The organism is Lewinellaceae bacterium, assembly GCA_020636105.1.
Classification (GTDB): Bacteria; Bacteroidota; Bacteroidia; order Chitinophagales; family Saprospiraceae; genus BCD1.
Genome location: JACJYL010000001.1, coordinates 3272822 through 3298258 on the forward strand (window position 1 = coordinate 3272822; position 25437 = coordinate 3298258).

A 25437-nucleotide genomic window follows, 5' to 3' on the forward strand; every position below is an offset into this window, starting at 1 on the left:
GAGGTCGAGCATGCTCGTAATTTGAAACGGCTGTATTAGAAGTTAGGACAATACACCCCTCTTCTAACCGGACCACATATTTTATACACCATGGCAAACTCGAAACCACCATGTGATTTACTCGCCGCTTTCAATGGTGAAACGTTAATATCATAGCTGAAACCAATGCTGAAGCTGTCATAATCAAAACGAGTTGAAATGATTGCTGCATCATTGAGTACCCCGGTCTGTATTTTATTGGAAATCCTTGACCACAGACCGATCTGGAAAGCCTGGTAGGAGTCCCGTCCTTTGCTCAGCAAAAACCGGAAACTGGTTCCCGCATTTACCTGGAAGGAAGGACCCTGGCTCATCACAATCACACCTGGCAACAATGACAAGCGACTGCCCATCAGGAACTCCCCACCCGCGTGGAAAGTGTACCTGCTGTAAAGGAGGTCCGTAGAATTGCTGCTGAAAGACTGGTTTGACCTGTTGAGGTGATTATAAGCTCCCCCAAAGTAGAGGTTATTATGATCGTCAAAAACCATAAACCACAGTAATCCTGCAGCAAGGTCAGCGAAAATAAAGTTATCGCGATCGAAGCCGTCTTCCATCGGGTCTATATTTTCATCAAAATGCCCCAATCCGTCGTGCTGGGTTCCCCAGCGCAACTTCAGGAAGTCGAGACTTCGTTGTGCGACACCACCTTCGGCACCGACAACAAGGTAGTTTCCGCTGTTGCGGTCTCCTCCCATCTTTTTACTGTAGGACAGGGAAAGTTTTCCTGTCAGGGTGGCAAAATCAGCTTCCCCGGCACGGTCTCCCCAAAAGGTACCTCCGATGCCGAAATAATCATAATGCCCGACAGGGAAACGCTGATCGTAAGAAACAGAATAAGTGTTGTACGCATTGGAGCGCAATACACTTGACCACTGATTACGATAGTTGGCCACCAATCGAACATTACAGTTCATAACCCCTGTCATAGCCGGATTAAGGTTCAGGGGAGAAAGATAAAATTGGGAAAAATGGATATCCTGCGCCGTTACCCCGGCCGCACCAAGGATTAGCAAGAAGCCAATCAAAAGGGATTTAAACGTCTTCATACTTTGATGTTTGTAAAACTGTTTTCCTGAAATACTCAAATTAATTAGGTTTAAAAAACGCTTTCTTTGAGCACAAAATTTATTTTAGCTACAATTATAGGGAATGTCTTTCAATATAACTGCACAAATTTTGTTAAAGAAAGTATTTTGGTATTATTCTTTACATTAATTGCTCTATTCTGACAGTTCAAATTCAATTATTCGGACAAGGATAGACTATTTGGAAAAAACAATAAGTTTTCCAATACGTTACTGAACTTTTTTTCGTGTAGGTGGTTTATTTTCCCCGATGCCTAAAAGAGGCGGGCAATATTAAAAACGCTGCTTTTTACTTTTTATTATTCTGAATCGTATTTCCAAAACGCTCCGAATTTGTCGACAAGAATATTATCGTAATAATCTGCTTTGGCAAACAGGTTTTCAAATAACTTCAATCCGGTTTCTACATTGAAATACCTGTCAAAAATTAATAACGATAAAATGACATCCTGATCTTTAACGCTGAAATTCAACCCGTCCATTTTACCATTTTGCTTTAACAGATATTCATACAGATGTTCAATGTCTGATTTAGGCAACAGGCACAAATAAGCATCCCCTGTAATAAGTCCTGATTTCTCGTGATAAAATATGTTGATCTGTGCACTTCCCTGCTTGATCTCCCAATTATTGGCACCTCGTCTTGCGAGTGCCACATTATGCCCCGTTCTTTCCAAAATGGTCTCTATCGTCAAAGCCAGTCCTGCTGGTTCGTATTCTTCCACCTCGCTGGGCAACTGTAGCCGGGTACCGCAATGATTGCAATAACCGTTTTTCAGCTCGATATTGGATACAATATTGGCACAAGAATGACACCGAACAGCCTCTTCTCCATTTATTTTCTTAAACTCATCAATGGTTTTGGCAATATAATTGGCCGGTAGGGAAAATCCAATATTATTACTGTCCTTCACAATGAACGTATTGATTCCTACCACTTCTCCTTTTTTGTTGATCAACGGCCCGCCACTATTCCCGGGATTCAGGGCGGCATCATGCTGTATATAAAAAATATCATTAGTTTCTTCCTTCAAATTGGAGACAATACCCTGGGTTGCAGAATATTTCAATCCATAGGGATGCCCGACGGCAGTAACCGGATCCCCTTCCTTTAGCGAATAAGGGCTCATCAGGTTGATCCGGGGCAAGGCTTCTGTTTTTTCAGGCCTTAAGAAAGCTAAATCGTATAATGGGTCGGTATAAATGACCCGGGTCAGTTGTTTTTCCAGCTTGTCTCCTTCCACGATAACAAATCGGTTTCCTCTCACGATATGATCATTGGTAACCAACAAACCAGGTTCTTTGAGGAAAAACCCCGTACCCGTGGTGTTCGGCGTAGCGATCTGGATCACAGCATTACGGAATAACTCGATTATATCATTCATCCAAGTCTGAATTTGAAGCGAAATTACTAATTGTATGTTTTAAATGCTAATTAGAGCTTGCCTAATTTTATTAATCTATTTTACATCCCTCCTAAAATATATTAAGTCCTGTAGATTTGGTAATTTTGCATTCCTCCCCCTTTTTGAATAAGAAAGGCGACCAAAAAGCCGTTCTTTTAAAAACAACTATCGAAATGCAAAAAGCCAGCCTCGTATTTTTCTTTTTCCTGTCCAGCTTCATCCTGCTCAGTGCCCAATGTGTTTCAGGAGATTGTTTCAATGGCAATGGTACCTTTCTTTATCCGAACGGTGCTATCTATGTAGGTGATTTTGTAAACGGAGAAATACACGGTACCGGCATCTGTACCTATCCCGATGGCAGTCAGTACCAGGGGCAATGGGCCCATCGTTATCCCGACGGAAGAGGGACTAAAAAATATGGTGACGGAACTTCGCGAACAGGATTATGGAGCCAGGGGAGGCCTGTAGACAGCAACGGTCAGATTCTCGACGAATGGATGCTCAAAAAAGAGGTCCAAAACGATGGTACCGCCATTCAGTCGGGATGCATCCAAGGGAACTGCGAAAATGGAGAAGGCATTTACGCTTATCCCGACGGCAGCAAATACCAGGGATTATTTTACAACCAAAAGCCCGATGGCCGGGGCATCTTCTTTTATCCTAACGGCGACCGCTACCAGGGTGAATTTAAAAACGGTTATCCTCACGGGGAAGGCACCATGTACCATGCAGCAGGCGGAAAAAAGAGCGGAAGATGGTTTGAAGGAGAATTTCTCCTCAATGCCGATACTAATGTAAATAAAACAATAGGCTGCATCCAGGGAAACTGCCTGAACGGTTTTGGCAATTATATTTTTAAAGACGGTGCAAAATATACAGGTCCTTTTCGAAACGGCGTTCCCGAAGGAAAAGGCACGGTTATCTATAAAAACGGTGAGCGATACGAAGGATTCATGTCAAAAGGAGCTTTTGAAGGTCAGGGTACTTATTTTATGGCGAACGGAATCAAAATGACCGGAAACTGGAGCAAAGGAACCTATCTAGGCGGTGTCCCGGCCCCAATCCAGCCCAGCAATAAACCTCAATTAAAAGTATGGGCTCTCATTATCGGCATCTCCGGTTATAGCCATATGCCAGCTCTGCGCTACCCCGATGACGATGCCTACCGGATTTTTGCTTTCCTCCAAAGCCCTTCCGGAGGAGCTATCCCCGAAGATCAAATCAGGATCCTGATCGACGAGGCGGCGACCAAAGACAACATCAAAAATGCCATGAAAGAAATATTCTGGAAAGCCGGCCCGAACGACCTCGTTTTTATGTATTTCTCAGGTCACGGGCTCAAGGGAGCTTTTCTTCCTATTGATTTTGACGGTACTGCCAATAAGCTCTACCATGAAGAAGTGGTCCAGATTTTGGATAAAAGCCCTGCCAAATACAAACTGTGTATTGCCGATGCCTGCCATTCAGGAAGCCTCCTGGCCTTAAAAGGAGGAACAGAACCTTCTGTTTTTGGCAAATACTACGAAAGCCTGGCCAATGCCAAAGCCGGAACCGCTCTGATTATGTCCTCCAAATCCGATGAAACTTCCCTGGAATCCAGCGGACTTCGGCAAGGCGTTTTTACCCACTTCCTCATCAGGGGAATGAAAGGAGAAGCCGACAGCAACGGGGATAAAATCGTCAATGTGCAGGAACTATACAATTATGTTTACACAAATGTTCGGGAATATACCGGCAACCGGCAGTCACCTATTATCCGCGGCGATTACGACCACAACATGACGGTGGGGGTGAAGCAGTGAGGATGTGAGGATGTGAGGATGTGAGGATGCGAGGATGCGAGGATGCGAGGATTTTTTGATGTTGCGATGCTGCGATTTTTTTGATGTTAATAAATTAAACTTTAAACAGTCTCAAACAATTTGGAACCTGGAACCTGGAACAGTCCCAAAATCGACCAAACCAACCGGACGATTCCTTTTATTGTAAGGTAATCAAATATTTGCGTCTTGGTGGCTCCCGACTTTTCATGTGCAGAATAGGTTAGCATGAAAACGCATATTTCTGTACCCCTAAATTATGTTCAATTTTGCCCCAAATATTTGGTTTGAGATTGTTTAAACACTTAACAGGATACTGCCAATTACCTCAGCATTATAGCATCGCAGCATCGTACCATTATAGCATCGCAGTATTTCAGCATCATAGCATCATAATTTAACAGCCCCATACCTAACATTAGGTATTACCTCACCGAATATGGGTGAAAATCATCGGTTTCGGCATGAAATTCATAAGAATTGTGACTTTTGCCATTATTTCTAAAAAGGAAAACGCCTATATTAGCCTTTTATTTAGAATGATTCAAAATAAACAACATGGCAGTAACAATCAATTTCCTGAGTTTACCGCTGTCTGAATTTAAAATTGGACAAAAAGGGTTGATCGCACAATACAACAATGAACGTATTGCCGGGAAATTGATTTCTATGGGTGCATTGCCCGGCCAGAAATTACAATTGGTTCGAAAAGCTCCATTCGGCGGGGCTCTTTACGTCAAAAACGGTAAGTATATTATTGCTTTGCGCAAAGATGAGGCTTCGTGTATAATAATGTCGAATGAAAAAAACGATTGAAGCTAAACAGCAAAACACCATAGCCCTAGTCGGCAATCCTAATTCCGGAAAAACGTCCATTTTCAACCTACTCACCGGGCTTCAGCAAAAAACGGGAAACTTCCCGGGCATTACCGTCGATAAAAAAGTCGGAAAACTGCTGGTTGAAGGCAATGGCCCTGCGAGATTGATCGACTTCCCGGGCACCTATAGCTTTTATCCGAATGCCCAGGATGAAAGGCTCGTGGTCCAGTCTTTCTGCAACCCCAAAGACCCTGATTTCCCCGATGCATTCATCTATATTGCTGACCTTACCAAACTGGACAAACACCTGCTGCTTTTCTCCCAGATAAAGGATTTGGGAAAACCCGTAATCCTGGCCCTCAATATGGCAGACCTGGCGGAAAAAGAAAGCTGCAACATTGATTTTACAAATTTATCCAAAAGACTCAATGTTCCCGTAGTGCTGATCAGTGGCAGAACGGGCATCGGACGCTCGGAGCTCATGGCCGAAATCGGGCGACTTCCCCTCCAAACGGATCAAACTGCTGGGGACCCTTTTCGTCCCCTATCCAAAACTGAACTAAACATTGCCCAAAAAATAAAACCTTTATTCCCGGGCATCAATGATTACCAGGCCATTCTTATCGCGCACCACCACGAATGGCTCGCTTTCCTGGATAAAAATCAGAGACAACAAATAGCTGAAATTACCCGAACCGAAAATTTTCAGTCCCTACAGCTACAGGTGGAAGATACCATGTACCGGTTCAATCGTTTCACCCCGATGCTTAAAGGCATTAGCTGTGTTCAAAAAGAAAGCATTTCCAAACTGACGGAGAAAATGGATGCGATATTGACCCATAAAATTTTGGGGCCACTCATCTTTTTTGCAATCATGTTTTCGGTATTTCAGGCTATTTTCATATGGGCGACTTATCCCATGGACTGGATTGATGCCGGGTTCGGCTGGATCGTTGAAAATTTGAGGACTTTCATGCCGGATACCTGGATTACGCACCTGATCACCGACGGATTGTTGGCCGGGTTGGGAGGGATATTGGTTTTCGTCCCCCAGATCGCCATTTTATTTTTTCTCATCTCCCTGCTTGAAGAAGCGGGATACATGGCGAGGGTGGTTTATCTTTTCGATAGTATCATGCAACGTTTTGGCCTGAACGGACGCAGCCTCATTGCCCTGATCTCAAGCAGTGCCTGCGCCATTCCTGCCATCATGAGTACCCGGACGATCAGCAACTGGAAGGAACGGCTCATCACCATTATGATCACTCCCCTGATCAGTTGTTCGGCCCGGATCCCCGTTTATACGGTATTGATTGGGTTCGCCTTCCCGGCAAAAACCATCGCAGGGGTTTTTAATCTCCAGGGATTGGCATTCATGGGACTTTACCTGCTGGGCATCGTTTTTGCCTTTCTTTTTGCCCTGATTTTCAAATGGATTCTGCGAAGCAGCGAAAGCAGTTTTCTCCTGCTGGAATTACCCGATTACAAACTCCCCTTACTACGTAATGTGGGGCTAAATGTCTGGAGCAAAGTGAGGGCATTTGTGGTGGAAGCCGGAAAAATCATCCTGCTGATATCAATGATACTTTGGGTGTTAGCCAACTTCGGCCCCAAAGGGCAAATGGAATTCGCGGAACAGGAGGCCCTTTCCATGGCTGCCTCCAGGGAGCTTTCCACCGTGGAAACCGAAAACCTCATCGCCTCCAAGAAACTCGAATATTCCTTTGCCGGCCAATTGGGCAAAAGCATTGAACCCGTCGTTCGCCCCCTGGGATTCGACTGGAAAATTGGCATAGCCATCATCACTTCTTTTGCGGCCCGGGAAGTTTTTGTAGGCACCATGGCCACCATTTACAGCATAGGCAGCGATGCCGACGAGTTTTCCGTCCGGGAACAAATGGCAAGGGAACGAGACCCCGTCACCGGGGCTCCTGTGTACAATACCGCAACCTCCGTTTCCCTCCTGGTGTTCTACGTCTTCGCCATGATGTGTATGGGCACCATGGCCGTCGTCCGGCGGGAAACGGGCAGCTGGAAATGGCCCATATTACAATTTGTCTTTATGACCGGCATGGCGTATCTCTCCAGTTTTCTGGTTTATCATTGGTTGAGTTGAAATCCGTATCGGTCGAATTTATTCGACCTTTTCTGAACAACCGCATATAGCCATCAAATTTTGTAATTTCTCATCACCTGGTAAAAACACTTTTTTGTTGCGGCTCACCCATCGTCTCACTTTGTTCAACGCTCTACCAAGTTGTTTGCGACAACTGAGCAAGGCTTAATTCCCGAAGGGAAATTATATGAATAACAATGGATGAAATCCATTGATGAGAAAACAAGGCTTGGCAACCCAGAACTGGGTTGATTGAGTCACTTATTTTACATAACGAAGCATTTCATGCTACGTTATTCAGATAAATCCCCGTTGGGGATTTTGAACGTTACTCATTTTGGAGCAACCCTTAAATAGTTAAACTCTCGGTAATGGCGTTTCATGCCTACGGCATTTTTACTAGGACAGCTTATTGTAAAGGCAGCCCTCTGAAATTTCAGGAACCTTACAGGGCTGCAGGAACTCAAAAAATCCACCCCTGATAAAACCACCTCCACATTTTTTTTGTTAACGCAAAATATATTGGTAACCACTCTAATTCAACAACGATGATTTCCACACCCAACCCTTCAAAAAAGACTACGCATTCTCCCGTCAGCCTTACCAAATCAACCGCCTCAAAACTTCGCGATTATTTCATCAGCACCTGGGAATTGTATGAATTGCTTTTCAGTGCCATTGATTCACCAACCACCTATTACCTCAGTCCCGATCCTTTACGCAACCCATTGATCTTTTACTGGGGGCACACTGCCGCCTTTTATATCAATAAATTGCAGATGACAGGACTGACCAATCAAGGCATTAACCCGCGTTTTGAACAACTTTTCGCCATTGGCGTGGATCCTGACAAGCCCGAAAATCTTGATAAAACCGATCTTTGGCCTCCGCTGGAAGAAGTGAATGCTTACCGTAAAAAGGTATATGAAAAGGTATTGTCCGTGATCGAACAATTTCCTGATCAGGAACAGATTGACCAAAGCTCTCCCTGGTGGGCATTGATGATGGGCCTGGAGCACGACCGCATCCATTTTGAAACTTCATCCTGTCTGTTAAGACAATTGCCTCCGGAATTATTAAGCCGGCCGGAAAACTGGACTTACGCCCCTTCTTTTGGAATCCCTCCTGAAAACTCCCTGATCGAAGTAACAGAAGGAACAGTTACCCTCGGCAAGCCAAAAGACCACGCCATCTTTGGATGGGACAATGAATACGGTCAACTTACGGTTGACGTAAAACCTTTCGCCGCTACGAAAAACCTGGTCAGCAATGCGGAGTATGTGGAATTTCTGGAAACTGGCGCCTATAACGATAAAAAATACTGGACCGAAGAAGGCTGGAAATGGAAAAATGAAGTCAAGGCGGTTCATCCTAAATGGTGGATAAAACAAAACGACACCTTTAGCTATCGTACCGTTTTTGAAGAAATTTCCATGCCACTGGATTGGCCGGTTGAGGTCAATGCCCACGAAGCATGGGCATATTGCCATTGGAAAGGGCCGGACTGGCGATTGCTTTCCGAAGCAGAATTCAACCTTATTGCCAAAGAGGCTAAAAAGCAAAAAGGCGCCCCCGCCTTTTCCAAAGAATACAACATAAACTTCATTTATGGTTCACCCACTCCCGTCGGCTTTATGGACGAGGAAAATGCTCCAAATGAATTCAACGACCTGTACGGGAATGTATGGGAATGGCTAAATGATGATTTCTACCCCCTGCCGGGTTTTGAGATACACCCCTTTTACCAGGACTTTTCAGCACCGTTTTTTGATGCAGACCACAGTATGTTACTGGGAGGTTCGTGGGCCAGTACCGGCACGGGAGCTTCTGCCTATTATCGGCTTTGGTTCAGAAGACATTTTTTTCAACATGCCGGATTCAGACTGGCCAAAAATCGGTAAGCATGAAGATCCAACACGATAAAATTTTGGCAGCGGCCCGGCAGCAGGGTATTTCCGTTAAGGATATTTCTGACATTATGAATGTCGATGCCGCCATTCTGGAATACCACGGCCGGTCTGAATTGCTGGTTCAGGGTACCCCGACTTCACTCATTAACTCCCGTTCTCAATATTATTGTGACAACAAAGCCCTTACCAAAGAAGCCTTTGATTTCCTGGGAATACCCTCGCCCAGGAGCATCCTGTTTCAAACACCCGAAGAGAACCATGTTGTTTCCTTTTTCGAAGCCGGAAAAAAATATGTCTGCAAACCCCCTGACGGAACAAACGGCGTCGGGGTGGAAATGCATATTTCAAGCCTGGGCGACATCTCCAGTTACCTGGCAAAACACCAGGCGGAAGACCATTCCTTTTTTATGCTGGAGGAACAGATCGAAGGGGAGGACCTTCGTGTTCAGGTAGTGGGAGGCAGGATCGTAGCCGTATGCACCAGGGAACCTGCCCATGTAGTGGGCGACGGAACCTCAAGCTTACAGGAATTGATCTCTGCGCTTCAAAAAACCGTTAAAGCACAAAACCCTGCCAACAACCTGGTAGTGGACCAAACGACCCTTCGCCTGCTGGGAAACCAGCAAATAGAGCTGACGGATGTTCCTCAGTCGGGCAAAAAAGTTATTTTAAAGGAACTGGCCAATATGGCCCAGGGAGCAGTCGCCATCGATAAAACGGACCAGTTTCACCCCGGTTTTCAACTATGGGTGGATAAGCTGGTCACCTATTTGGGCACTTCCTATTTTGCCATTGATATTATCGCTCCGGATTTAAGTGCTCCGCCTGAGCAAGGCGCTTATGCTTTAGAGATCAACGCACGGCCGGAATGGCTGCATCATACTTTTTCTCGGGGCAGAACACATGATCTTCCCGGGATGGTGCTGGATGCGATTTTTGGTTTGCCGCTTGGCCCGGTTTAATGATCCGCATTGCCTTTCATCAAATCGGCCATTTTTTGCAAAAAATGGGGCAGATCCTGCTCCAGGGAACCGAAAAATTCAATATCAGACTGTTCTACAACCTTAATGGCAACCCTCAGCATTTCAACGCCCCTACTGGTGAGGCCAATGGATTTTGCCCGGGTATCCGTTTCGTGGGCCGATCTGTTTATCAATCCTTTGGATTCTAGCGTTCTTAGAACTTTGGACACCATCATTCTATCCGTCTTGCTGTGATTGGCCAGCTCCACCTGGGTAACCACTGCCCCATCTTTGGACAACCAGCCAAGGGCGGCTAAAAGCACAAATTGGGTATGCGTGATCCCCAACAGGTCAAGAGCCCGTTTCATTTTGCGTTGCCATAACATCGTAACCTGCCATAGCAAATAACCCGGACTTTCTTCCGGTCCTGAAAAGTGAAATTCAACCATCTTCTGTTTTTTTACTTGTCGCTATATTCTTTTGCCCAGGAAGCCATCCAAACGAGCCTTCTGTCTGAGATGATGTTTCAGGTGCATGGCAACAAGCTGAAACCACTCGTCGGCATTGAGATAACCTAATCCGGGGTGAAGGGATTTTCCCGATTTCCGGTTCGTCTGAAGCAGGTCCATTGTTTCCTTCATGCGTTGTTTCATAAGGTTGAGTCCTTCCTCCAGTTCTTTTTTCCCGGAAGGCTGTTTCGGGGTGTAAGTTTCGGAAGGCGGTACTTTAATTTTTTTGGGAGGAAAACTTTTCATTACGTTATAAGTCAGGATCCCTTTGAAATTTTTTCCTTTCGTTCGATTTTCTTCCGAAGCCAGGCAGGTGGTTACCTGTTTTAAATGATATCCCAGTGTCGACCCGACCAGGTGATTGTAGACCTGCCCCAAAGACCACGACTTTGGGTTAGGTTTTTGGGCCAATTCTTCAGGTGTGTACTGTTCAAGTTCCTTTTCCCATATTGCAATCACCCTAAGGAAATCATTATAAATTGCAGTATTTTTCATGGTTTGAAATTTTTGTTGTCACAAATATAATATACACGACAACAAAATACAATTTTTTTAACTTTTATTATAAAAAAATTCCTTTCATAATGCCCGCATCATCAAAGCAAATGTTTACCTGACAAAATGGGAGCCCTTTTTGGGCATCCATCCAGCCAAAACAACGCATGAAAGCGAGTCGAAGCAAGTTTCTGAAACAAGACAAAAAAATCGAACTGCCTGAAAGCCAAATCATTCGATATGATTTCTATTATAAAATTTCTTAAAAACAATTTATCATTTACATTCCTTTTTCATATCTTTGCAGCCGTTTTAAATTTTTAAAAAATTAATGTCTGAATTTATGAGAAATTATGAAGTAACTTTTATCGTCGATCCAGTGCTGTCCGGCGATGAAATCAAAGCGACAGCTCAGACATATATCGAACAACTTGAGAAAGAAGGTTGCACGATTGTTCATGTAGATGAGATGGGCCTCCGTACTTTGGCTTATCCAATTAAGAAGCGCAATTCCGGCGTTTACTTCTGCATTGAATTTTCAGCAGCTGATGGAACAATGATCGATATGGTAGAGCTTGCATTACGTCGTGACGAAAGAATTATGCGTTTCCTTACCGCTGCACTTGACAAATTTGGTGTCAAGTACAACGATGACAAACGCAAAGGTTTAATCGGAAAAGTTGAAGTTAAGAAAAAGGAATCCAAATCTGAGGACAGAGACAGAGACAGAGACCGTGACAGAAGGCCTGCTGCTCCGAAAAAAGCAGAAGAGAAAAAGGCTGCTCCTGCGGAAGAAGCGGTTGCTGAAGCCCCTGAGATTGAAGCCGCCGCTCCTGTAACAGCTCCGGTTGTTGAAGCAGCAGCTCCTGAGGCTCCTCAGGTAGAGAATACTGTTGATGAAGTAAAAGAAGATTAAATTCCAATTATTTGTTAGCTCAAAAAAAAAGAAACAATGGCATCAAGAGATGATATAAAATTTCTAAGCAATCCGAAAATAGGACAACAGCGTAAAAAATATTGCCGCTTCCGTCGTTTCGGAATCAAGTACATTGATTATAAGGATCCCGACTTTTTGTTGCAGTTTGTAAATGAACAGGGCAAAATCCTGCCACGTCGTATTACCGGCAACTCGCTGAAGTACCAGCGTAAAGTGGCCACAGCTGTAAAACGTTGTCGCCATTTGGCCATGATGCCTTACGTAACCGACTTGTTGAAGTAAGCATCGGGTGGATTATGTCTTTCAGTTTCGAAATGAAACTGGAAATTTTTCATTTAAAAAAAAATTATAATCATGGATATCATATTACTCCAGGATGTAGAAAAGGTAGGAGATAAATATACGATCACAACTGTCAAGGATGGATATGCTCGTAACTACCTTATCCCACAGGGAATGGCATTGATTGCCAATGAGACCAACCGCCGCAGACTGAACGATTTCAGAAATCGCGAAGCTGCCATGGAGGAAAAAATGCTCTCTACTTATCAGGAAATTGCGGCTTCTATTGAAGGTAAAACCCTCAGAATCGGGGCTAAAGCAGGTACCAGCGGTAAAATTTTTGGTAGTGTAACGACCATCCAGCTTGCCCAGGAATTGCAAAACCAATTCGGGCTCGAAGTGGATAAAAAGAAAATTATCCTTCCGGAAGAAGTAAAAGAAATCGGCACCTACAAGGCTGTATTGAATTTACACAAAAAAGTTCAGCCGGAAGTTACCTTCGAACTGGTTGCAGAATAATTGTTTGCGCAATTTTTGTAAACATTCCTCAATAAACATGAGTCATCCCGAATTTCATCTAATCAGATTAAATTCGGGATTTTTCTTTTACAAAAGAAATAAACCGCAAAACCTGCCTTCCGTCGCGGCGGCAGGCAAGGTTTAAAACAAGTAACCGCAAAATTTAGAAGTGTTTGGGTCGTGGGTTAGGTGTTTTGCGACAAAAAATGACTTTTTTCCAAAACCCAAACCTTTTGCCCACTCACTTTTACACCTGCCTTCCTGCGTCTGCAGGCAGGTTTTACATTTAAAAAATACTTCAAATAATCAAAAAATTTCTATTTCAGACAGTTTTTGATTATTCGGGATGACTCATGTTTTTTATCCCTGCTCTTATCTGAGCTCACTCACCTTATCCATAAAGCGTTTCAATCGTTCCTCATCCAGCGCATTGGCCCAATAACCGTCTTTTTTTAAATGAGACCCAACGATCAACCCGTCACTTATCCGCAGGTAGTGCTCCACATTATCGACCGTAATGCCTGACCCCACCAAAGTGGGAAGCCCTGATGCTTTTTTGGCATTCTCCACATCCCAGGGCATGGCCGCAGCAGCAGTTGCCGCGCCCGTAACAATCAGGCCGTCACTTCGGAAAAAAGCCGCTGCTTTTGCCGTCTCGGCCATATCGACATCCCCTGTGATCGCATGAGCGCTGTGTTTCTTTTTGATGTCCGTGAATACTAAGATATTTTCTGCGTTGATCTGTTTCCGGTAACGAAGCAAGGTACCCGCACTGGATTCAATAATCCCTTCATCCGCCACGTGAGCAAAAACAAAACCTTCTACCCGTACAAAATCCAGCCCTCCGGCTTTTGCCACGGCCAACGCAGCCTCATTGGCCCCCGCAAGCACCTGTACCCCACAGGGAAGACCGGATATTTTTTTTATTTCCCGGCCGACAACTGCCATCATGGTTGAAATTTCATGCCCCACCTCATTGCGCAAATAGGGGGTATCGTGCATATTTTCGAGGATGATCCCGTCCAGCCCGGCGGCGGCATACTTTTCGGCTTCCATTACCGCCTGTTCCAAAATCAACCCATCCTTACCGTCATACAATGCTGTCCCCGGCAGGGCACGCAAATGAATCATACCAATTATTGCTCCTTCAACGGGAAATAAGCGTCTGAATGCCTCCATTTTTATTTTTTATAGTGTTAATTTTATCCCGTAGTCGGGAAATTGCAACCTAAAGATAAATGTAATATACACAGACGGCAAAGCACTCAAAAATGTGGGTATTTTATCAGGAACGCCCCCGATTTTACACAGAAGTGAAATTTTTGGCAAACTCATAAACAGTGGATAAAAGCAAAAGTCAAATTTGCATTGTCGGCGCGGCCATTATGGATTTGATGGGTTTTACGACTTATGATATCAAAATATCAGATTCCGTTCCGGGAAGCTGGACGGAAGCCCCCGGTGGCGTGGGTCGTAATATTGCCGAGAACCTGGTTCGTCTGGGTATTTCCACCAGCCTGATTACTGCTTTTGGCGATGACGCTTTTTCAAAAATGCTCATTGCGGATGCTCAACAAACAGGAATAGACCTTTCCCACTGCCTGCATATAGAAGGGGGCAAGGCGGCCACTTTTATTGCCATCCTGGATAAGTCCAATGATTTGCACACGGGCATTGCCGCGTTGGATATCATACAGCGTTTAGATGTGCCTTCGCTTAACCTTCGACAAGACATTCTTCGACAAGCTGACATCGTCATCGCGGATACCAATATCCCTGAGGAAACCCTGCGTTGGTTATCCGAAAATCCCAACATTCAACAGGTTTACCTCGACCTTGTATCCATGAAACTGGCAGAAAAAGTAAAAACCTTTTACGGCAATTTTCATAGCATCAAAGCCAATCAATTCGAAGCGGAATTCCTGTCCGGCATCCCATTAAAAAGCGAAGTAGATTTTCATTCCGCCGCGGAAAAAATGATCGCCGCCGGGCTGAAACGCATCTTTATCACTGCAGGTAAAGACGGCGTTTTTTATGCCGATCAGGAAACCAAAGGATGGGCCAGGCCAGTATGGGTTGAAGTCATGAATACCACTGGTGCCGGTGATGCCTTTATGTCGGGCATTACTTATGGAAGTGTCAAAGGAGGCTCCATCCGCGAATGTGCCGCAACAGGCTTAGCGGCCGCAGCCATTGCCCTGAAAAGCACCCGGGCCGTCAATCCTGATATTAATGAACAACTATTGAAAGAGTATCTGGGATATTTATAAAGCATCAACATCTGACCATGATAAAAAAATACCTGCAAATAAAAGACGAAGTCGATCGTGCCCTCCTGGAAGGCCAACCTGTCGTCGCCCTTGAATCGACCATTATTTCACACGGCATGCCCTATCCTAAAAATGTAGAGACAGCCCTCGAAGTCGAAGAAGTGGTTCGTAAAAACGGAGCTGTCCCGGCTACTATCGCTATTGTCGATGGGGTTTTAAAAGCAGGCATCACACCCGAAGAAATCGACTACCTGGGCAAACAAGGCCAAAAAGTAACCAAAACCAGCAGGCGGGATATTCCTTTTATCGTTGCCAACAAAATGGACGGAGCCACTACAGTTGCCTCCACGATGATCATTGCAGGTCTTGCAGGGATTAAAGTTTTTGCCACGGGCGGCATCGGAGGGGTGCATCGCGGAGCTTCACAGACCATGGATATTTCTGCTGACCTGGAAGAGCTGGCCCGAACCAATGTAGCCGTCGTTTGCGCCGGCATCAAATCCATCCTCGATCTCAAACTGACCCTCGAATACTTAGAAACCAAGGGGGTGCCCGTTGTTGGATTTGGAACGGAAGAGCTGCCCGCTTTTTATACACGAAAGAGCGGACTGCCCGTAGATTATCGGGTGGATGATGTGGATTTGTTGGCCAAAGCACTCATATCCAAATGGGATCTTGGGCTCCAGGGGGGAATGGTCATTGCCAACCCCATTCCCGATGAGTTCAGCATGGATCCGGCAACCATTGATACAGCCATCAATGCCGCCCTCACCCAGGCCAAAAATCTGGGCATCACCGGAAAAGATATTACTCCTTTCCTACTGGCCAAAGTAGAATCTCTAACGGAGGGAAAAAGCCTGTTTTCAAATATTCAGCTGGTATTCAACAATGCAAAATTGGCCGCACAGCTGGCAAAAGCTATGGTCCGGTTTTAGAACATTGTGACAGAATCTAAAAATAGTTTTTTATCACAGGAATTTCCTTGCGATGGAGGATAGCCGCAATTAAACAACAAACGAAAACAGTAACTGCCAGGTAAAAAAGAGTCCCACCGTCACCATTGACCTCAATTCCAAGCTGGGTAAGGTGTGCAAAAATGGCTCCGCTAATGACGCCAAGGCCCAGTACTGCTCCTATTCCCGCCGTCCTTGGCCACACCAGTAAAATTGCCGTAATCAACTCCAAGACGCCGATCCCTATCCGGCCTGCAGGTTCCAGCCCTAGCTGGGAAAAAATATAAACGCTGTCTTCATGCCCGGTAAATTTAAAATAAAGGGTCTGAAGTAAAATTACAGCTGCGATGATCCTTACAACCCAAGACAGCATGTTCTTTTTGTCTTTCATTTGTTGTGATTTTGAATTAAGCAGATGGTGAACAAAGTTTTTTTTACGAAAAAGCTCATTCAAAGATATGAAAAAAGGGGTGCTGTTGAACAGCACCCCTTTTTTTTAGGAACAAAAGTCCTGTTTAGGACAAAAATCTTATCGGGTCAACAACATTCTTCGGGTCTGGCTTCCGCTATTGGTTTCCACCTGGTAGAACAGGATCCCTGTTTCAGGAAGATTTTTACGATCCAATTTCCATTCGTGAGAGCCTTTATCCAACACCCTGTTTTCCGAGAAGAGTTGCTTGCCTGACACATCAAAAATACTCAGCACAACCATGTCATCCTCGGGCAAATAAAACGGGATCACCGTTTCATTGACAAACGGGTTAGGGTAGTTTTGATACAGCGCAAATTCCGTTCCGATCACATCAGGCGCCACAAATTCAAGGGATAACGCCCCTGTGTTCAACCCCTGATCATAGGCCTCCGGCACGATCTTCGTATCATTCAGAGAAATGAAATCGGACAAATTGCCATCCTGGCGTGCCTCAAAAACAAGAGAGAACATTTTCTCACCGGGTTTAAAGGCGATATTTGTCCCCATCTGGTTCCAGCTGGTGGATATCAATCCAGTTGCTTCAACCACCCCGAAATTATCTTCTCCCATATTTTCGATATAACTATCGATCTGAACGAGGTGAAGTGCCGCTGCATTATAATTTAAAGCAAACTGATACCCTACGATATTCTGGTCAGCTTTTCCATAAAAGTCGACAGAATAAATTTCACCTTCTTTTAGTGTCGTTTCCTCCAGCTGAACCTTCAAACCATTTCCTGCAAACCTTTCTTCCACCTCACCACCAAAGGAAGGATCAATACTGGCATTGACATCCCCGATCTTGACCGCGATAAAATCGTTGTCGTAATCCATGCTCAACAATCCGTTGAAGTCAATGGTGGAATCCCATCCCCCCACGAGCGCATCTTCCGGCGTAGAGAAAGTGATATTAGCCGGCACCAATCGCCAGGAAGTATTATCGGTAAAGGAGTCAACAATCCCCAAAATGGCTTTTCTCACATTGATGATATCCAAAGTGGTAATAGAACCGCTGTGGTTGACATCTGCTGCAATATATTTATAGGGAGTATCCAATAATTCCATCCCAAGAATATGCTTTGACATCAGCACCAGGTCATAAGTGGTTACACCGGCCAGGAGCTCCCCATCCTTGGAAATATCGAGGGATTCTGCACCACAACCCGGTACATGGGAAATTGCAAAGTTTCCGTCTACTAAACCATTTGTACTAAAGCTGGCATTATCGTGCTGAAAGACGACAGTCACCCCTGGTACGGGTACTCCGGATGGAGTATGAATATTTCCGGTGAGATCCACATCCAGGTGATCACAAATTTCTTCATACGGCATGGCTTCGAAAACATTACTCTGCATGATGGAAACCCCGGTATTCAGCATAATAATATCGTGAAGCGTTGTCGTTTTGATCCATGTTTTTTCTTCTGCTGTCAGTACCGGATCATTCTGATAATAAAAACGATCCCCATCTCTAAGCGCTCCAAATTGCAATTCCATGAATTTGGTGACGGTTTCCCCGAAAAGGGTTCCCGGAATGGGTTCTTCTGCTACCATGCCCACCCAGGGATCAATATCATTGAGTTGATAAACTGAATGCATCTTGTCATAAACGAGATAATCAGGATTGATGTCCAACCAGTTGGTATAAGGAGGCAACCCAAGTCCTTGTCTAAGCGTATTAAAATCCGGCAGACCTCTTTCCCGGCCTCTTTGAATATTGATTGCAGCCAGATCCAACCCACCTGCTCCCGGAGGGCCAAAGAGGAAGTTCCTTACGGCATTCACAACCCTTGAATCCAGCATTTGCTGTTTTTGAACACCCATGCCTCTGAAATAAGGCTCAATGCCTCCGACTTCAATAAGGGCATAAGGATTGAAAAATGCGTTTTTCAATAAAATATTCCCCTGTGGTACGACGGCACCGTCTTCTCCAATTCGCATCAACTGCTCACTGAGCAGGGTATGACCGAGGCGGTAGGCCGCTGCGGTAAAACTATTAGCCAACTGTGGATGAACGGTAGGATCATATCCTGCATATTCCGGCAGATGAAGGCCCATTTCAGGCAACCATTCTTCATAAACAATGGACTGGATCAATCCACCAACCATTTTACGCGCGTGTTGGTATAACTGCTCGTCATCCCAATCGGGATTTTTGACCGCCAGTACATCGCAGATACGATTGTGTTCGCGCACAAACAAGGTATGGAAAGCCGTTAAAAGGGCATTTTCATTTCCCCTGACATCCCCGACTACATAAATCTTATTGCTAATCCCGGTGGCATTTGCCATTTCCGGCGCATTTGGATCAACAGGATCCGCGAATTCGCCGGTAGTTGTATTAAAAGGAGGCATATTTCCTGATGAAGTCTTAAGTTTACCACCGGAGAAAGAACGTAACCAATCTGCCCTTTCCTGATCTGATCCGTAAACGCCGGAACCGTCGATAAAACAGGTGATCACATTGGGATGCTGCCTTGGGTTTGCTACAGAAGAACCTGTTGCTGGATCGTAAATATTTCTCAAAACAGGAATGATGGCCGTTCCTTGTCCAAGAGGATCGAAATAGGAGTCTCCCGTCTGCACCTGAATAGAAAAATTTTCATTTCCATCCGGAGTAAGCCCTATGTCATGATCAATAAACTGGCCAAAGACCCAGCAAAAATCACTTAACCCAATCGGATCAAATATAGGACTATCCTGCGCAAATACTGTGTTACTTATCTTCCGAGGATTGAATCGCAACCAACCCGCAGGAGAAGAAATACCATCCGTATATGCCGATGGCACCACTCTCAATAAATTAGTTCCTGCCTGTCCCCAATCCGGATGGTTAGGATTGTTGTAAGAACCGTTCAGGGTTCTGTACAAATCCGTGTCCAAAAACTGTCCGAACAGCAGGGACGAGGTGAATAAAATGCTAATGAATAGTAAGGTTCGCTTCATATTATTTCAATTTACACATTGAGATTATAATTTCAACTGAGGTCTATTTTAAACAACATAAAATAACAAAGTATGTTAACAGAAAGAGGTTTTCTTTGAGTTAAAAGTAAACGCAGGTATGAGTTAAGCCAATAGGAAGGTAAAATGTCTCAAAATTAGTTCTGCAAAGATAATTATCTTCGGACAAAAAGGCAAATTTTAATTTCAATACTAGTGTACGTATTGTTCATTGGCTTTGGACATTAGTGGCCGATTTTTTAAATAGATTTCGTTCTGTCCCAATTTTTCCATCAGCTGAATATTCTTCAACCGTTTCCAGTCCATTGGAATGATTTCTCCAGGAACAAACTGACTTTTCTTAGACACAAAGCATGTGGACTATTTCAGGAACTGTATTGCTATTTTGGAAAAAAACATATAATTTGGTTGAAGAAACCTTTAAAAAAATTAAAAAAAACCAGATGAAGACTATAATTTCCCAATTAGCAGAGGGGGTGCTTTCACTTTTTTACCCCCATTTATGCCTGGCGTGCCAATCCAATCCGCCGACAGTTTCCGAGATGCTGTGCGTTGAATGCCAGTACAAACTGCCCCAGACCAGATTTCACCACCACAAAGAAAATGCATTTACGGAACGGTTCTGGGGGCGATTGCCTTTGGAGGCAGGAGCATCACTTTATCGATTCACCAAGGGCGGACATGTACAACAGCTGGTTCACCAATTAAAATATAAGGGTCGAAAAGAAGTAGGCATCAAGGCCGGGCGGTTTTATGGCCTTGAATTAAAAGCAAGCCCTCATTTTAAGAAAATAGACCTCATTCTTCCCGTTCCTTTACATCCAAAGAAAAAACACCAACGCGGGTATAACCAAAGCAGCATGATAGCCAAAGGGCTTTCGGAAGGTATGGGCATTCCCTGGAGTGAAAACGGACTGATCCGAAAAGCTTTTACGGATACCCAAACGAAAAAATCCCGAATGGAAAGGCTGGAAAATGTAGGGGAAGCTTTTGAGGTAAAAGAGGTTTCTTTACTAAAAGGAAAACATATTCTATTGGTTGATGATGTGATCACTACTGGGGCTACCCTTGAAACGTGCTGCCTCAAAATACTGGAAGTGCCCGGCACAAAAGTGAGTATGGTGACGCTGGCTTTTGCCGATGCGTAGCAGGTTGAAAAAAGGAGTTATACTCAGAGCAAAAGAGTTCTTCTCCTAAGCTACCAAAGTTCCGATCTCCTCTCCCTGCACAATGCGGACCAGGTTGTGGTCGGCGTGGATATCAAAAATGATGATCGGAAGGTTATTTTCCTGGCAAAGGGTAAAGGCGGTCATATCCATGACACTCAGCCCCAGGCTGATCACTTTGGCAAAACTGATGGTATCAAATTTAGTCGCGGTAGGATCTTTCTCGGGGTCGGCGGTGTAAACACCATCCACGCGGGTTCCCTTTAGGATGACGTCGGCACATATCTCGTTCGCACGCAAGGCCGCGGCGGAATCGGTCGTAAAATAAGGGCTACCCGTTCCGGCAGAGAAAATGACGATCCTTCCCTTTTCCAGGTGGCGGATGGCACGGCGACGGATGTATGGTTCAGCGATCTGTTTGATCTCCACAGCGGAAATCAGGCGGGTATAGGCTCCGAGGCTTTCAATAGCACTTTGTAGCGCCAGACCGTTGATAACGGTAGCCAGCATCCCCATGTAATCCCCCTGTACCCTTTCAATACTTGAATCTTTGGTCTGGAGCCCTCTAAAAATGTTGCCTCCTCCAATGACAACGGCGATTTCAACTCCCAGGTCTGAAAGGCTTTTGATTTGCTTGGCATAATGGTTCAACATTACGGCCGAAATCCCGAACCCCTGGTCACCCATAAGGGATTCTCCACTGAGTTTAAGCAGGACTCTTTTGTATTTTAGAGGCATCGTGGGAAGTTAACTTATAGTATGGCTAAAAAAAAGGGCGAATCATTAACCAATTCGCCCTTTTAAAAATAATTTATTATCCGAGAGTCACATGTTTGAAATCAGTGACAGTCAATTCAGGATCTTTGCTATGCAGGAATTCAGCAATGGTGTGTTTGTTGTCTTTAACAAACTGCTGATTGAGCAATGTTTTTTCTTTGAAAAATTTATTGAGTTTACCGACGGCAATTTTCTCAAGCATCGCCTCAGGTTTTCCTTCCTGGCGAGCCTGGTCTTTGCCTATTTCAATTTCTTTTTCAATGACGGTTTTGTCCACACCGTCCTGATCTACAGCGATAGGGTGCATGGCAGCCACCTGCATTGCCACGTCGCGGCCGGCATCATAAAAATCTCCATTATCTTTTGACAGACCAACGAGAACACCTGCTCTGTTACCCATGTGAATGTAAGGAGCAACTTGTGCCGCTGACAGTTTTTCGTAAGCAGCGATTTCGAGTTTTTCACCGATAACTCCTACTTGTTCCATTACTTTTTCGCCCACGGTAAGGCCGCCGAAATCCAGGGCAAGTAAACTATCCAGATCCGCTGGAAATTTATCCAGGGCGAGATTTGCGAATGAAGTAGCCAATTTTACAAAATCATCGTTTTTGGCCACAAAATCGGTCTCACAACTTAGTTTTACGATCACTCCACGTTTGTGGTCATCAGAAACGATGGCAATGACAGCACCTTCGGTGGCATCACGGCCAGCACGTTTGTCAGCCATTTTCTGCCCTCTTTTGCGCAAAAATTCTATCGCCTTCTCTATGTCACCGCCTGATTCAGTAAGTGCCTTTTTACAGTCCATCATACCTGCACCGGTCAGGTCACGCAGATTTTTTACATCAGAAGCTGAAATATTCATTTTAATTTGAAATATTTTATTTAATAAAAAAGGTTGAGCCTAACAGCCCTTCCCTTGTTTAATGACTAAATTGCTTATTCAGCAGTAGCCGATTCTTTCTCAGTCTTTGAATTCATACGTTCTTCAAGACCTTCTTTAATCGCTTCAACCATATAATTAACGATGATTTTGATCGATTTCGATGCGTCATCATTAGCCGGAATAGGAAAGTCAACTTTGTTAGGGTTGGCATTGGTGTCAACCATACCAAAAGTACGTAATCCCAATTTGTGAGCTTCGGCGATAGCAATATGCTCATGGTCGATATCTACAATAAAAATAGCAGAAGGCAGACGATTCAGGTCAGCAATACCTCCGAGTACTTTTTGCAGTTTAGTCAACTCACGGGTCAACGTCAACCTTTCCTTTTTGGTGACGTTTTCAAGGCTGCCGTCCTGCAACATGCGCTCGATGTTCTGCATTTTCTTGACAGAGCGACGAATGGTGGAGAAGTTGGTCATCATTCCTCCCAACCAACGATCTGTCACGTGAGGCATCCCAACGCTATCTGCAGCCTGGGAAACGATTTCACGAGCCTGTTTTTTGGTAGCCACGAACATGATCTTTCTTCCTGATCTTGCAATTTGCTTCATTGCTGCTGCGGCACGATCAAGGTTTTCTAATGTTCTGTTAAGGTCGATAAGGTGGATACCTTTACGCTCCATGAAAATGTAGGGCGCCATCTTTGGGTTCCACTTTTTCTTGAGGTGGCCAAAGTGAACTCCGGCATCCAGCAACTCTTTATAGGTAGGTTTTTGCATTATCTTTAGCATTAAAATTCAAAACAAATAAATTTGAAACAGGCTCTGCCTGAAAAATTGAAAAAAGCATTCGTCCAAAAAGCATTAACGCTTTGAGAACTGGAAGCTCTTTCTCGCTTTTGGTTTACCGTATTTCTTACGTTCAACCACACGGGCATCACGAGTAAGAAATTTCTCACTTTTAAGCGGAGAGCGAAAATCTTCGTTCAGTTTTACAAGTGCCCTGGAAATCCCCATACGAATGGCTTCAGCCTGGCCCTTATAACCTCCTCCCTTTACATTAACTTTTACATCATAGATATTCTCAACAGCTACTGTTTTGAAAGGTGCAGTAATGTTGCCTTGAATATGTGGAAGTGGGAAGTACTCTTTGTAATCTTTTCCATTGACAAGAATATTACCTTCTCCTTTGGTGAGGTAAACTCTCGCAACCGAAGCTTTCCTTCTTCCTATAGCATTTATCATTTCCATATTAAAAAATGTATTTATTATCCTTCTTAAAATTCGAAAGCTTGTGGTTTTTGTGCTTCATGCTGATGATCAGGACCATCATAAACAAACATTTTTTTGATCATTGCACGACCCAGTTTGTTTTTTGGTAACATTCCTTTCACAGCGTTTTCAATAATGAACCGTGGCTTTTTAGCCATCACTTCTTTGGCCGTTGTAGACTTTTGCCCCCCCGGATAACCGGAATATCTGAGATAATTTTTGTCGTCCATTTTGTTACCGGTAAAACGGACTTTATCTGCATTGACTACAATAATGAAATCACCACAATCAACGTGCGGTGTGAAATTAGGTTTGTGTTTACCTCTCAGCACAGCTGCAATTTTTGTGCATAAGCGACCCACAATCTCACCTTCAGCATCCACGACGTACCAGTTGCGTTCAACGGTCTCTTTTTTTGCTGATTCTGTCTTATAACTCAGTGTATTCACTTCTTTGTTATTTTAAATTAAAAAACACCTTTTTTTAAAGGCGGTGCAAATGTAGATTTATTTTACTGAATAACCAAGTGTTTCAAGAAAAAAAAATACAAGACGCCTTCATAAGTAATTGATAAACAGTCTAAATATCGCACTTTTTTTTCAAAAGCCCGAGTATCCTCTTTTCAAACAGACAGGAAAAAATGACGGTTTTTGCAGGTGAACCATTCAAATTGCAGCCTGTTTTTTAAAGGGTCGGGAGAAGGTAGTGCTAAGTGTTTTATCATCCATTGATCAATGGCTTTCCTCCACCTGAAAATTTAAGCCCTTTAACCATATGCATAAAAAAACCCGCCCAGCTATTAAGCTGAAGCGGGCTTTGATTCTAAAAAAAATCTTTTTTATCTTTTTTTCCTTCCAAATAACCCTCCGAGGAATTTAAAGCCAATGTTGGCTACGTCATCCACGATGCTGCCGTCACCGTCGCTGTCGAGAAACTGGGTAACGAGGTTCATGGTAGGATTGCTACCTGATTGTTTGGACACTGAATGGGTCAGCAAAGAAGCAATACCTCCTACATCTAGGCCATTTTGTTGCTTTGCTTTTCCTAGTGTACCCATGAGTATGGGAGCGAGCATAGTCATCAGGTTTCCTGTTTTTGAAGCATCCAGCCCACTCATATTACTGATCATATCCACTGCACCGGAAGTTTTTCCACCCAGTAAGTGGTTCAAAATTCCTTCGCCATTAGCTGCGCGCTGTTGTTCCGGTTTTACATTACCTGTAAACAATCCCATGACATCGTCCAGGATGCCTCCATTGTGATCTTTTTCAAGCGCATTGAATAAAGAATTGGCCCCTTCAGGAGTAGATGCATTTTTTGCCAAAGCCCCCATCAGGGTAGTCATAATACCTTCAGCAGCAACAGCAGTCTTTTGTTTGTCTGCACCGCCAATCTGGTTCGCCAGCTGGTCGATAATGCCTTCAGACAAGTTCCCCTGAAGCATGTCCATTAAATTCATACTCATAATTATTGTTATTTTTTGTGATCAAAAAAAGCTTTAGAGTCCATCGTTTCAGCCTCTCAAAGGTAAAGAATATAGCCGATTCATCATAAAATCGGAATACAATTTCCAGGGAAAGTCTTGATTGACAATTTTTCTGAAAACTTTACCTTAATGACGGAACCGTTTTTGAAAAAGTCACATTTTATCAAGGGAAAAGAAAAAGAGGGAAAATCAGAAAGGAAAAAGGCAGCCGCAGAAAATCATTTCTGCGGGCTGCTTATCAAACTACTCTCTCAATGGTTTTCTTTCGCGAAAACGAATCCGGGCCTTTA

At 44.1% G+C, this 25437-nt stretch carries 24 protein-coding genes; 11 read left to right on the forward strand and 13 right to left on the reverse strand.

The window, feature by feature from the left end:
• Positions 1 to 35: 35 nt before the first annotated feature.
• Entirely contained in the window at positions 36 to 1088 is a 1053-nt protein-coding gene (locus H6571_12435) for a PorP/SprF family type IX secretion system membrane protein (protein MCB9324537.1), read from the reverse strand.
• A 338-nt stretch (positions 1089 to 1426) separates the two neighbouring features.
• Positions 1427 to 2512 (reverse strand): trypsin-like peptidase domain-containing protein, encoded by a 1086-nt coding sequence (locus H6571_12440; GenBank protein MCB9324538.1) that lies wholly within the window; start codon positions 2510 to 2512, stop codon positions 1427 to 1429.
• A 194-nt stretch (positions 2513 to 2706) separates the two neighbouring features.
• Here H6571_12440 and H6571_12445 point away from each other — a divergent pair, with 194 nt between their 5' ends.
• The 5 genes from H6571_12445 (at position 2707) to H6571_12465 (ending at position 10160) form a co-directional block, all read left to right on the forward strand.
• A complete protein-coding gene (locus tag H6571_12445) occupies positions 2707 to 4335 on the forward strand; it encodes a caspase family protein (protein ID MCB9324539.1) in 1629 nt (542 codons plus the stop codon).
• Between the two features lie 576 nt (positions 4336 to 4911).
• Positions 4912 to 5169, forward strand: a complete 258-nt coding sequence (locus H6571_12450) for a ferrous iron transport protein A (protein MCB9324540.1) — start codon at positions 4912 to 4914, stop codon at positions 5167 to 5169.
• The gene (gene feoB / locus H6571_12455) at positions 5153 to 7288 is read left to right on the forward strand and encodes a ferrous iron transport protein B (GenBank protein MCB9324541.1); all 2136 of its coding nucleotides are present in this window, start codon (positions 5153 to 5155) and stop codon (positions 7286 to 7288) included. The genes H6571_12450 and feoB overlap by 17 nt, the downstream gene beginning before the upstream one ends.
• 548 nt (positions 7289 to 7836) lie before the next feature.
• Complete coding sequence (gene ovoA, locus H6571_12460) at positions 7837 to 9189, forward strand: 5-histidylcysteine sulfoxide synthase (GenBank protein MCB9324542.1); 1353 nt, start codon at positions 7837 to 7839, stop codon at positions 9187 to 9189.
• A gap of 2 nt (positions 9190 to 9191) precedes the next feature.
• Positions 9192 to 10160: a hypothetical protein gene (locus tag H6571_12465; protein MCB9324543.1), complete on the forward strand. Its 969-nt coding sequence runs from the start codon at positions 9192 to 9194 to the stop codon at positions 10158 to 10160.
• Here the strand turns inward: H6571_12465 and H6571_12470 are convergent.
• On the reverse strand, positions 10157 to 10609 hold the full coding sequence (locus H6571_12470; protein MCB9324544.1) for a MarR family transcriptional regulator: 453 nt from the start codon (positions 10607 to 10609) through the stop codon (positions 10157 to 10159). The two genes, H6571_12465 and H6571_12470, sit on opposite strands and share 4 nt — an antisense overlap.
• A 21-nt stretch (positions 10610 to 10630) precedes the next feature.
• On the reverse strand, positions 10631 to 11164 hold the full coding sequence (locus H6571_12475; GenBank protein ID MCB9324545.1) for a DinB family protein: 534 nt from the start codon (positions 11162 to 11164) through the stop codon (positions 10631 to 10633).
• Positions 11165 to 11507: 343 nt separating this feature from the next.
• On the opposite strand from H6571_12475, the gene rpsF reads away from it, so the two are divergent.
• The 3 genes from rpsF to rplI all read left to right on the forward strand — a co-directional run bounded on the left by rpsF (position 11508) and on the right by rplI (position 12902).
• Entirely contained in the window at positions 11508 to 12080 is a 573-nt protein-coding gene (gene rpsF / locus H6571_12480) for a 30S ribosomal protein S6 (GenBank protein MCB9324546.1), read from the forward strand.
• Positions 12081 to 12116: 36 nt separating this feature from the next.
• Positions 12117 to 12383: a 30S ribosomal protein S18 gene (locus H6571_12485; protein MCB9324547.1), complete on the forward strand. Its 267-nt coding sequence runs from the start codon at positions 12117 to 12119 to the stop codon at positions 12381 to 12383.
• 72 nt (positions 12384 to 12455) lie between these two features.
• Complete coding sequence (rplI, locus tag H6571_12490; protein MCB9324548.1) at positions 12456 to 12902, forward strand: 50S ribosomal protein L9; 447 nt, start codon at positions 12456 to 12458, stop codon at positions 12900 to 12902.
• Between the two features lie 372 nt (positions 12903 to 13274).
• Here the strand turns inward: rplI and H6571_12495 are convergent, their stop codons facing one another.
• Complete coding sequence (locus tag H6571_12495; protein MCB9324549.1) at positions 13275 to 14081, reverse strand: BtpA/SgcQ family protein; 807 nt, start codon at positions 14079 to 14081, stop codon at positions 13275 to 13277.
• Positions 14082 to 14242: 161 nt separating this feature from the next.
• On the opposite strand from H6571_12495, the gene H6571_12500 reads away from it, so the two are divergent.
• Complete coding sequence (locus H6571_12500) at positions 14243 to 15172, forward strand: bifunctional hydroxymethylpyrimidine kinase/phosphomethylpyrimidine kinase (GenBank protein MCB9324550.1); 930 nt, start codon at positions 14243 to 14245, stop codon at positions 15170 to 15172.
• A 17-nt stretch (positions 15173 to 15189) separates the two neighbouring features.
• Positions 15190 to 16107: a pseudouridine-5'-phosphate glycosidase gene (locus H6571_12505; protein MCB9324551.1), complete on the forward strand. Its 918-nt coding sequence runs from the start codon at positions 15190 to 15192 to the stop codon at positions 16105 to 16107.
• Between the two features lie 16 nt (positions 16108 to 16123).
• On the opposite strand, the gene H6571_12510 is transcribed toward H6571_12505, so the two are convergent.
• Positions 16124 to 16516, reverse strand: a complete 393-nt coding sequence (locus H6571_12510) for a DoxX family protein (GenBank protein MCB9324552.1) — start codon at positions 16514 to 16516, stop codon at positions 16124 to 16126.
• A gap of 138 nt (positions 16517 to 16654) precedes the next feature.
• Entirely contained in the window at positions 16655 to 19543 is a 2889-nt protein-coding gene (locus H6571_12515) for a T9SS type A sorting domain-containing protein (GenBank protein ID MCB9324553.1), read from the reverse strand.
• A gap of 461 nt (positions 19544 to 20004) precedes the next feature.
• On the opposite strand from H6571_12515, the gene H6571_12520 reads away from it, so the two are divergent.
• Positions 20005 to 20709, forward strand: coding sequence for a ComF family protein (locus H6571_12520; GenBank protein MCB9324554.1), 705 nt, complete (start codon positions 20005 to 20007; stop codon positions 20707 to 20709).
• A 45-nt stretch (positions 20710 to 20754) separates the two neighbouring features.
• On the opposite strand, the gene H6571_12525 is transcribed toward H6571_12520, so the two are convergent.
• The 6 genes from H6571_12525 to H6571_12550 all read right to left on the reverse strand — a co-directional run bounded on the left by H6571_12525 (position 20755) and on the right by H6571_12550 (position 25126).
• Positions 20755 to 21465, reverse strand: coding sequence for a UMP kinase (locus H6571_12525; GenBank protein ID MCB9324555.1), 711 nt, complete (start codon positions 21463 to 21465; stop codon positions 20755 to 20757).
• Positions 21466 to 21541: 76 nt separating this feature from the next.
• Positions 21542 to 22369, reverse strand: coding sequence for an elongation factor Ts (locus tag H6571_12530; GenBank protein ID MCB9324556.1), 828 nt, complete (start codon positions 22367 to 22369; stop codon positions 21542 to 21544).
• A 74-nt stretch (positions 22370 to 22443) separates the two neighbouring features.
• Positions 22444 to 23169, reverse strand: a complete 726-nt coding sequence (gene rpsB / locus H6571_12535; protein ID MCB9324557.1) for a 30S ribosomal protein S2 — start codon at positions 23167 to 23169, stop codon at positions 22444 to 22446.
• Positions 23170 to 23253: 84 nt separating this feature from the next.
• Positions 23254 to 23640 (reverse strand): 30S ribosomal protein S9, encoded by a 387-nt coding sequence (gene rpsI, locus H6571_12540; protein MCB9324558.1) that lies wholly within the window; start codon positions 23638 to 23640, stop codon positions 23254 to 23256.
• 26 nt (positions 23641 to 23666) lie between these two features.
• Entirely contained in the window at positions 23667 to 24110 is a 444-nt protein-coding gene (gene rplM, locus H6571_12545) for a 50S ribosomal protein L13 (protein ID MCB9324559.1), read from the reverse strand.
• Between the two features lie 389 nt (positions 24111 to 24499).
• Entirely contained in the window at positions 24500 to 25126 is a 627-nt protein-coding gene (locus H6571_12550; GenBank protein ID MCB9324560.1) for a DUF937 domain-containing protein, read from the reverse strand.
• Between the last annotated feature and the right edge of the window lie 311 nt (positions 25127 to 25437).

Excerpts from the sequence above, each read along its gene's own strand:
- H6571_12515 (MCB9324553.1), bottom strand. The coding sequence starts at position 19,543 with ATGAAGCGAACCTTACTATTCATTAGCATTTTATTCACCTCGTCCCTG.
- H6571_12550 (MCB9324560.1), bottom strand. The coding sequence starts at position 25,126 with ATGAGTATGAATTTAATGGACATGCTTCAGGGGAACTTGTCTGAAGGC.
- H6571_12445 (MCB9324539.1), top strand. The coding sequence starts at position 2,707 with ATGCAAAAAGCCAGCCTCGTATTTTTCTTTTTCCTGTCCAGCTTCATC.
- H6571_12485 (MCB9324547.1), top strand. The coding sequence starts at position 12,117 with ATGGCATCAAGAGATGATATAAAATTTCTAAGCAATCCGAAAATAGGA.
- feoB (MCB9324541.1), top strand. The coding sequence starts at position 5,153 with ATGAAAAAAACGATTGAAGCTAAACAGCAAAACACCATAGCCCTAGTC.
- H6571_12525 (MCB9324555.1), bottom strand. The coding sequence starts at position 21,465 with ATGCCTCTAAAATACAAAAGAGTCCTGCTTAAACTCAGTGGAGAATCC.
- H6571_12450 (MCB9324540.1), top strand. The coding sequence starts at position 4,912 with ATGGCAGTAACAATCAATTTCCTGAGTTTACCGCTGTCTGAATTTAAA.
- H6571_12530 (MCB9324556.1), bottom strand. The coding sequence starts at position 22,369 with ATGAATATTTCAGCTTCTGATGTAAAAAATCTGCGTGACCTGACCGGT.
- H6571_12475 (MCB9324545.1), bottom strand. The coding sequence starts at position 11,164 with ATGAAAAATACTGCAATTTATAATGATTTCCTTAGGGTGATTGCAATA.
- rplI (MCB9324548.1), top strand. The coding sequence starts at position 12,456 with ATGGATATCATATTACTCCAGGATGTAGAAAAGGTAGGAGATAAATAT.
- H6571_12495 (MCB9324549.1), bottom strand. The coding sequence starts at position 14,081 with ATGGAGGCATTCAGACGCTTATTTCCCGTTGAAGGAGCAATAATTGGT.
- rpsI (MCB9324558.1), bottom strand. The coding sequence starts at position 23,640 with ATGGAAATGATAAATGCTATAGGAAGAAGGAAAGCTTCGGTTGCGAGA.
- rpsF (MCB9324546.1), top strand. The coding sequence starts at position 11,508 with ATGAGAAATTATGAAGTAACTTTTATCGTCGATCCAGTGCTGTCCGGC.
- H6571_12470 (MCB9324544.1), bottom strand. The coding sequence starts at position 10,609 with ATGGTTGAATTTCACTTTTCAGGACCGGAAGAAAGTCCGGGTTATTTG.
- H6571_12440 (MCB9324538.1), bottom strand. The coding sequence starts at position 2,512 with ATGAATGATATAATCGAGTTATTCCGTAATGCTGTGATCCAGATCGCT.
- H6571_12520 (MCB9324554.1), top strand. The coding sequence starts at position 20,005 with ATGAAGACTATAATTTCCCAATTAGCAGAGGGGGTGCTTTCACTTTTT.
- H6571_12510 (MCB9324552.1), bottom strand. The coding sequence starts at position 16,516 with ATGAAAGACAAAAAGAACATGCTGTCTTGGGTTGTAAGGATCATCGCA.
- ovoA (MCB9324542.1), top strand. The coding sequence starts at position 7,837 with ATGATTTCCACACCCAACCCTTCAAAAAAGACTACGCATTCTCCCGTC.
- H6571_12435 (MCB9324537.1), bottom strand. The coding sequence starts at position 1,088 with ATGAAGACGTTTAAATCCCTTTTGATTGGCTTCTTGCTAATCCTTGGT.
- H6571_12465 (MCB9324543.1), top strand. The coding sequence starts at position 9,192 with ATGAAGATCCAACACGATAAAATTTTGGCAGCGGCCCGGCAGCAGGGT.
- H6571_12505 (MCB9324551.1), top strand. The coding sequence starts at position 15,190 with ATGATAAAAAAATACCTGCAAATAAAAGACGAAGTCGATCGTGCCCTC.
- rpsB (MCB9324557.1), bottom strand. The coding sequence starts at position 23,169 with ATGCAAAAACCTACCTATAAAGAGTTGCTGGATGCCGGAGTTCACTTT.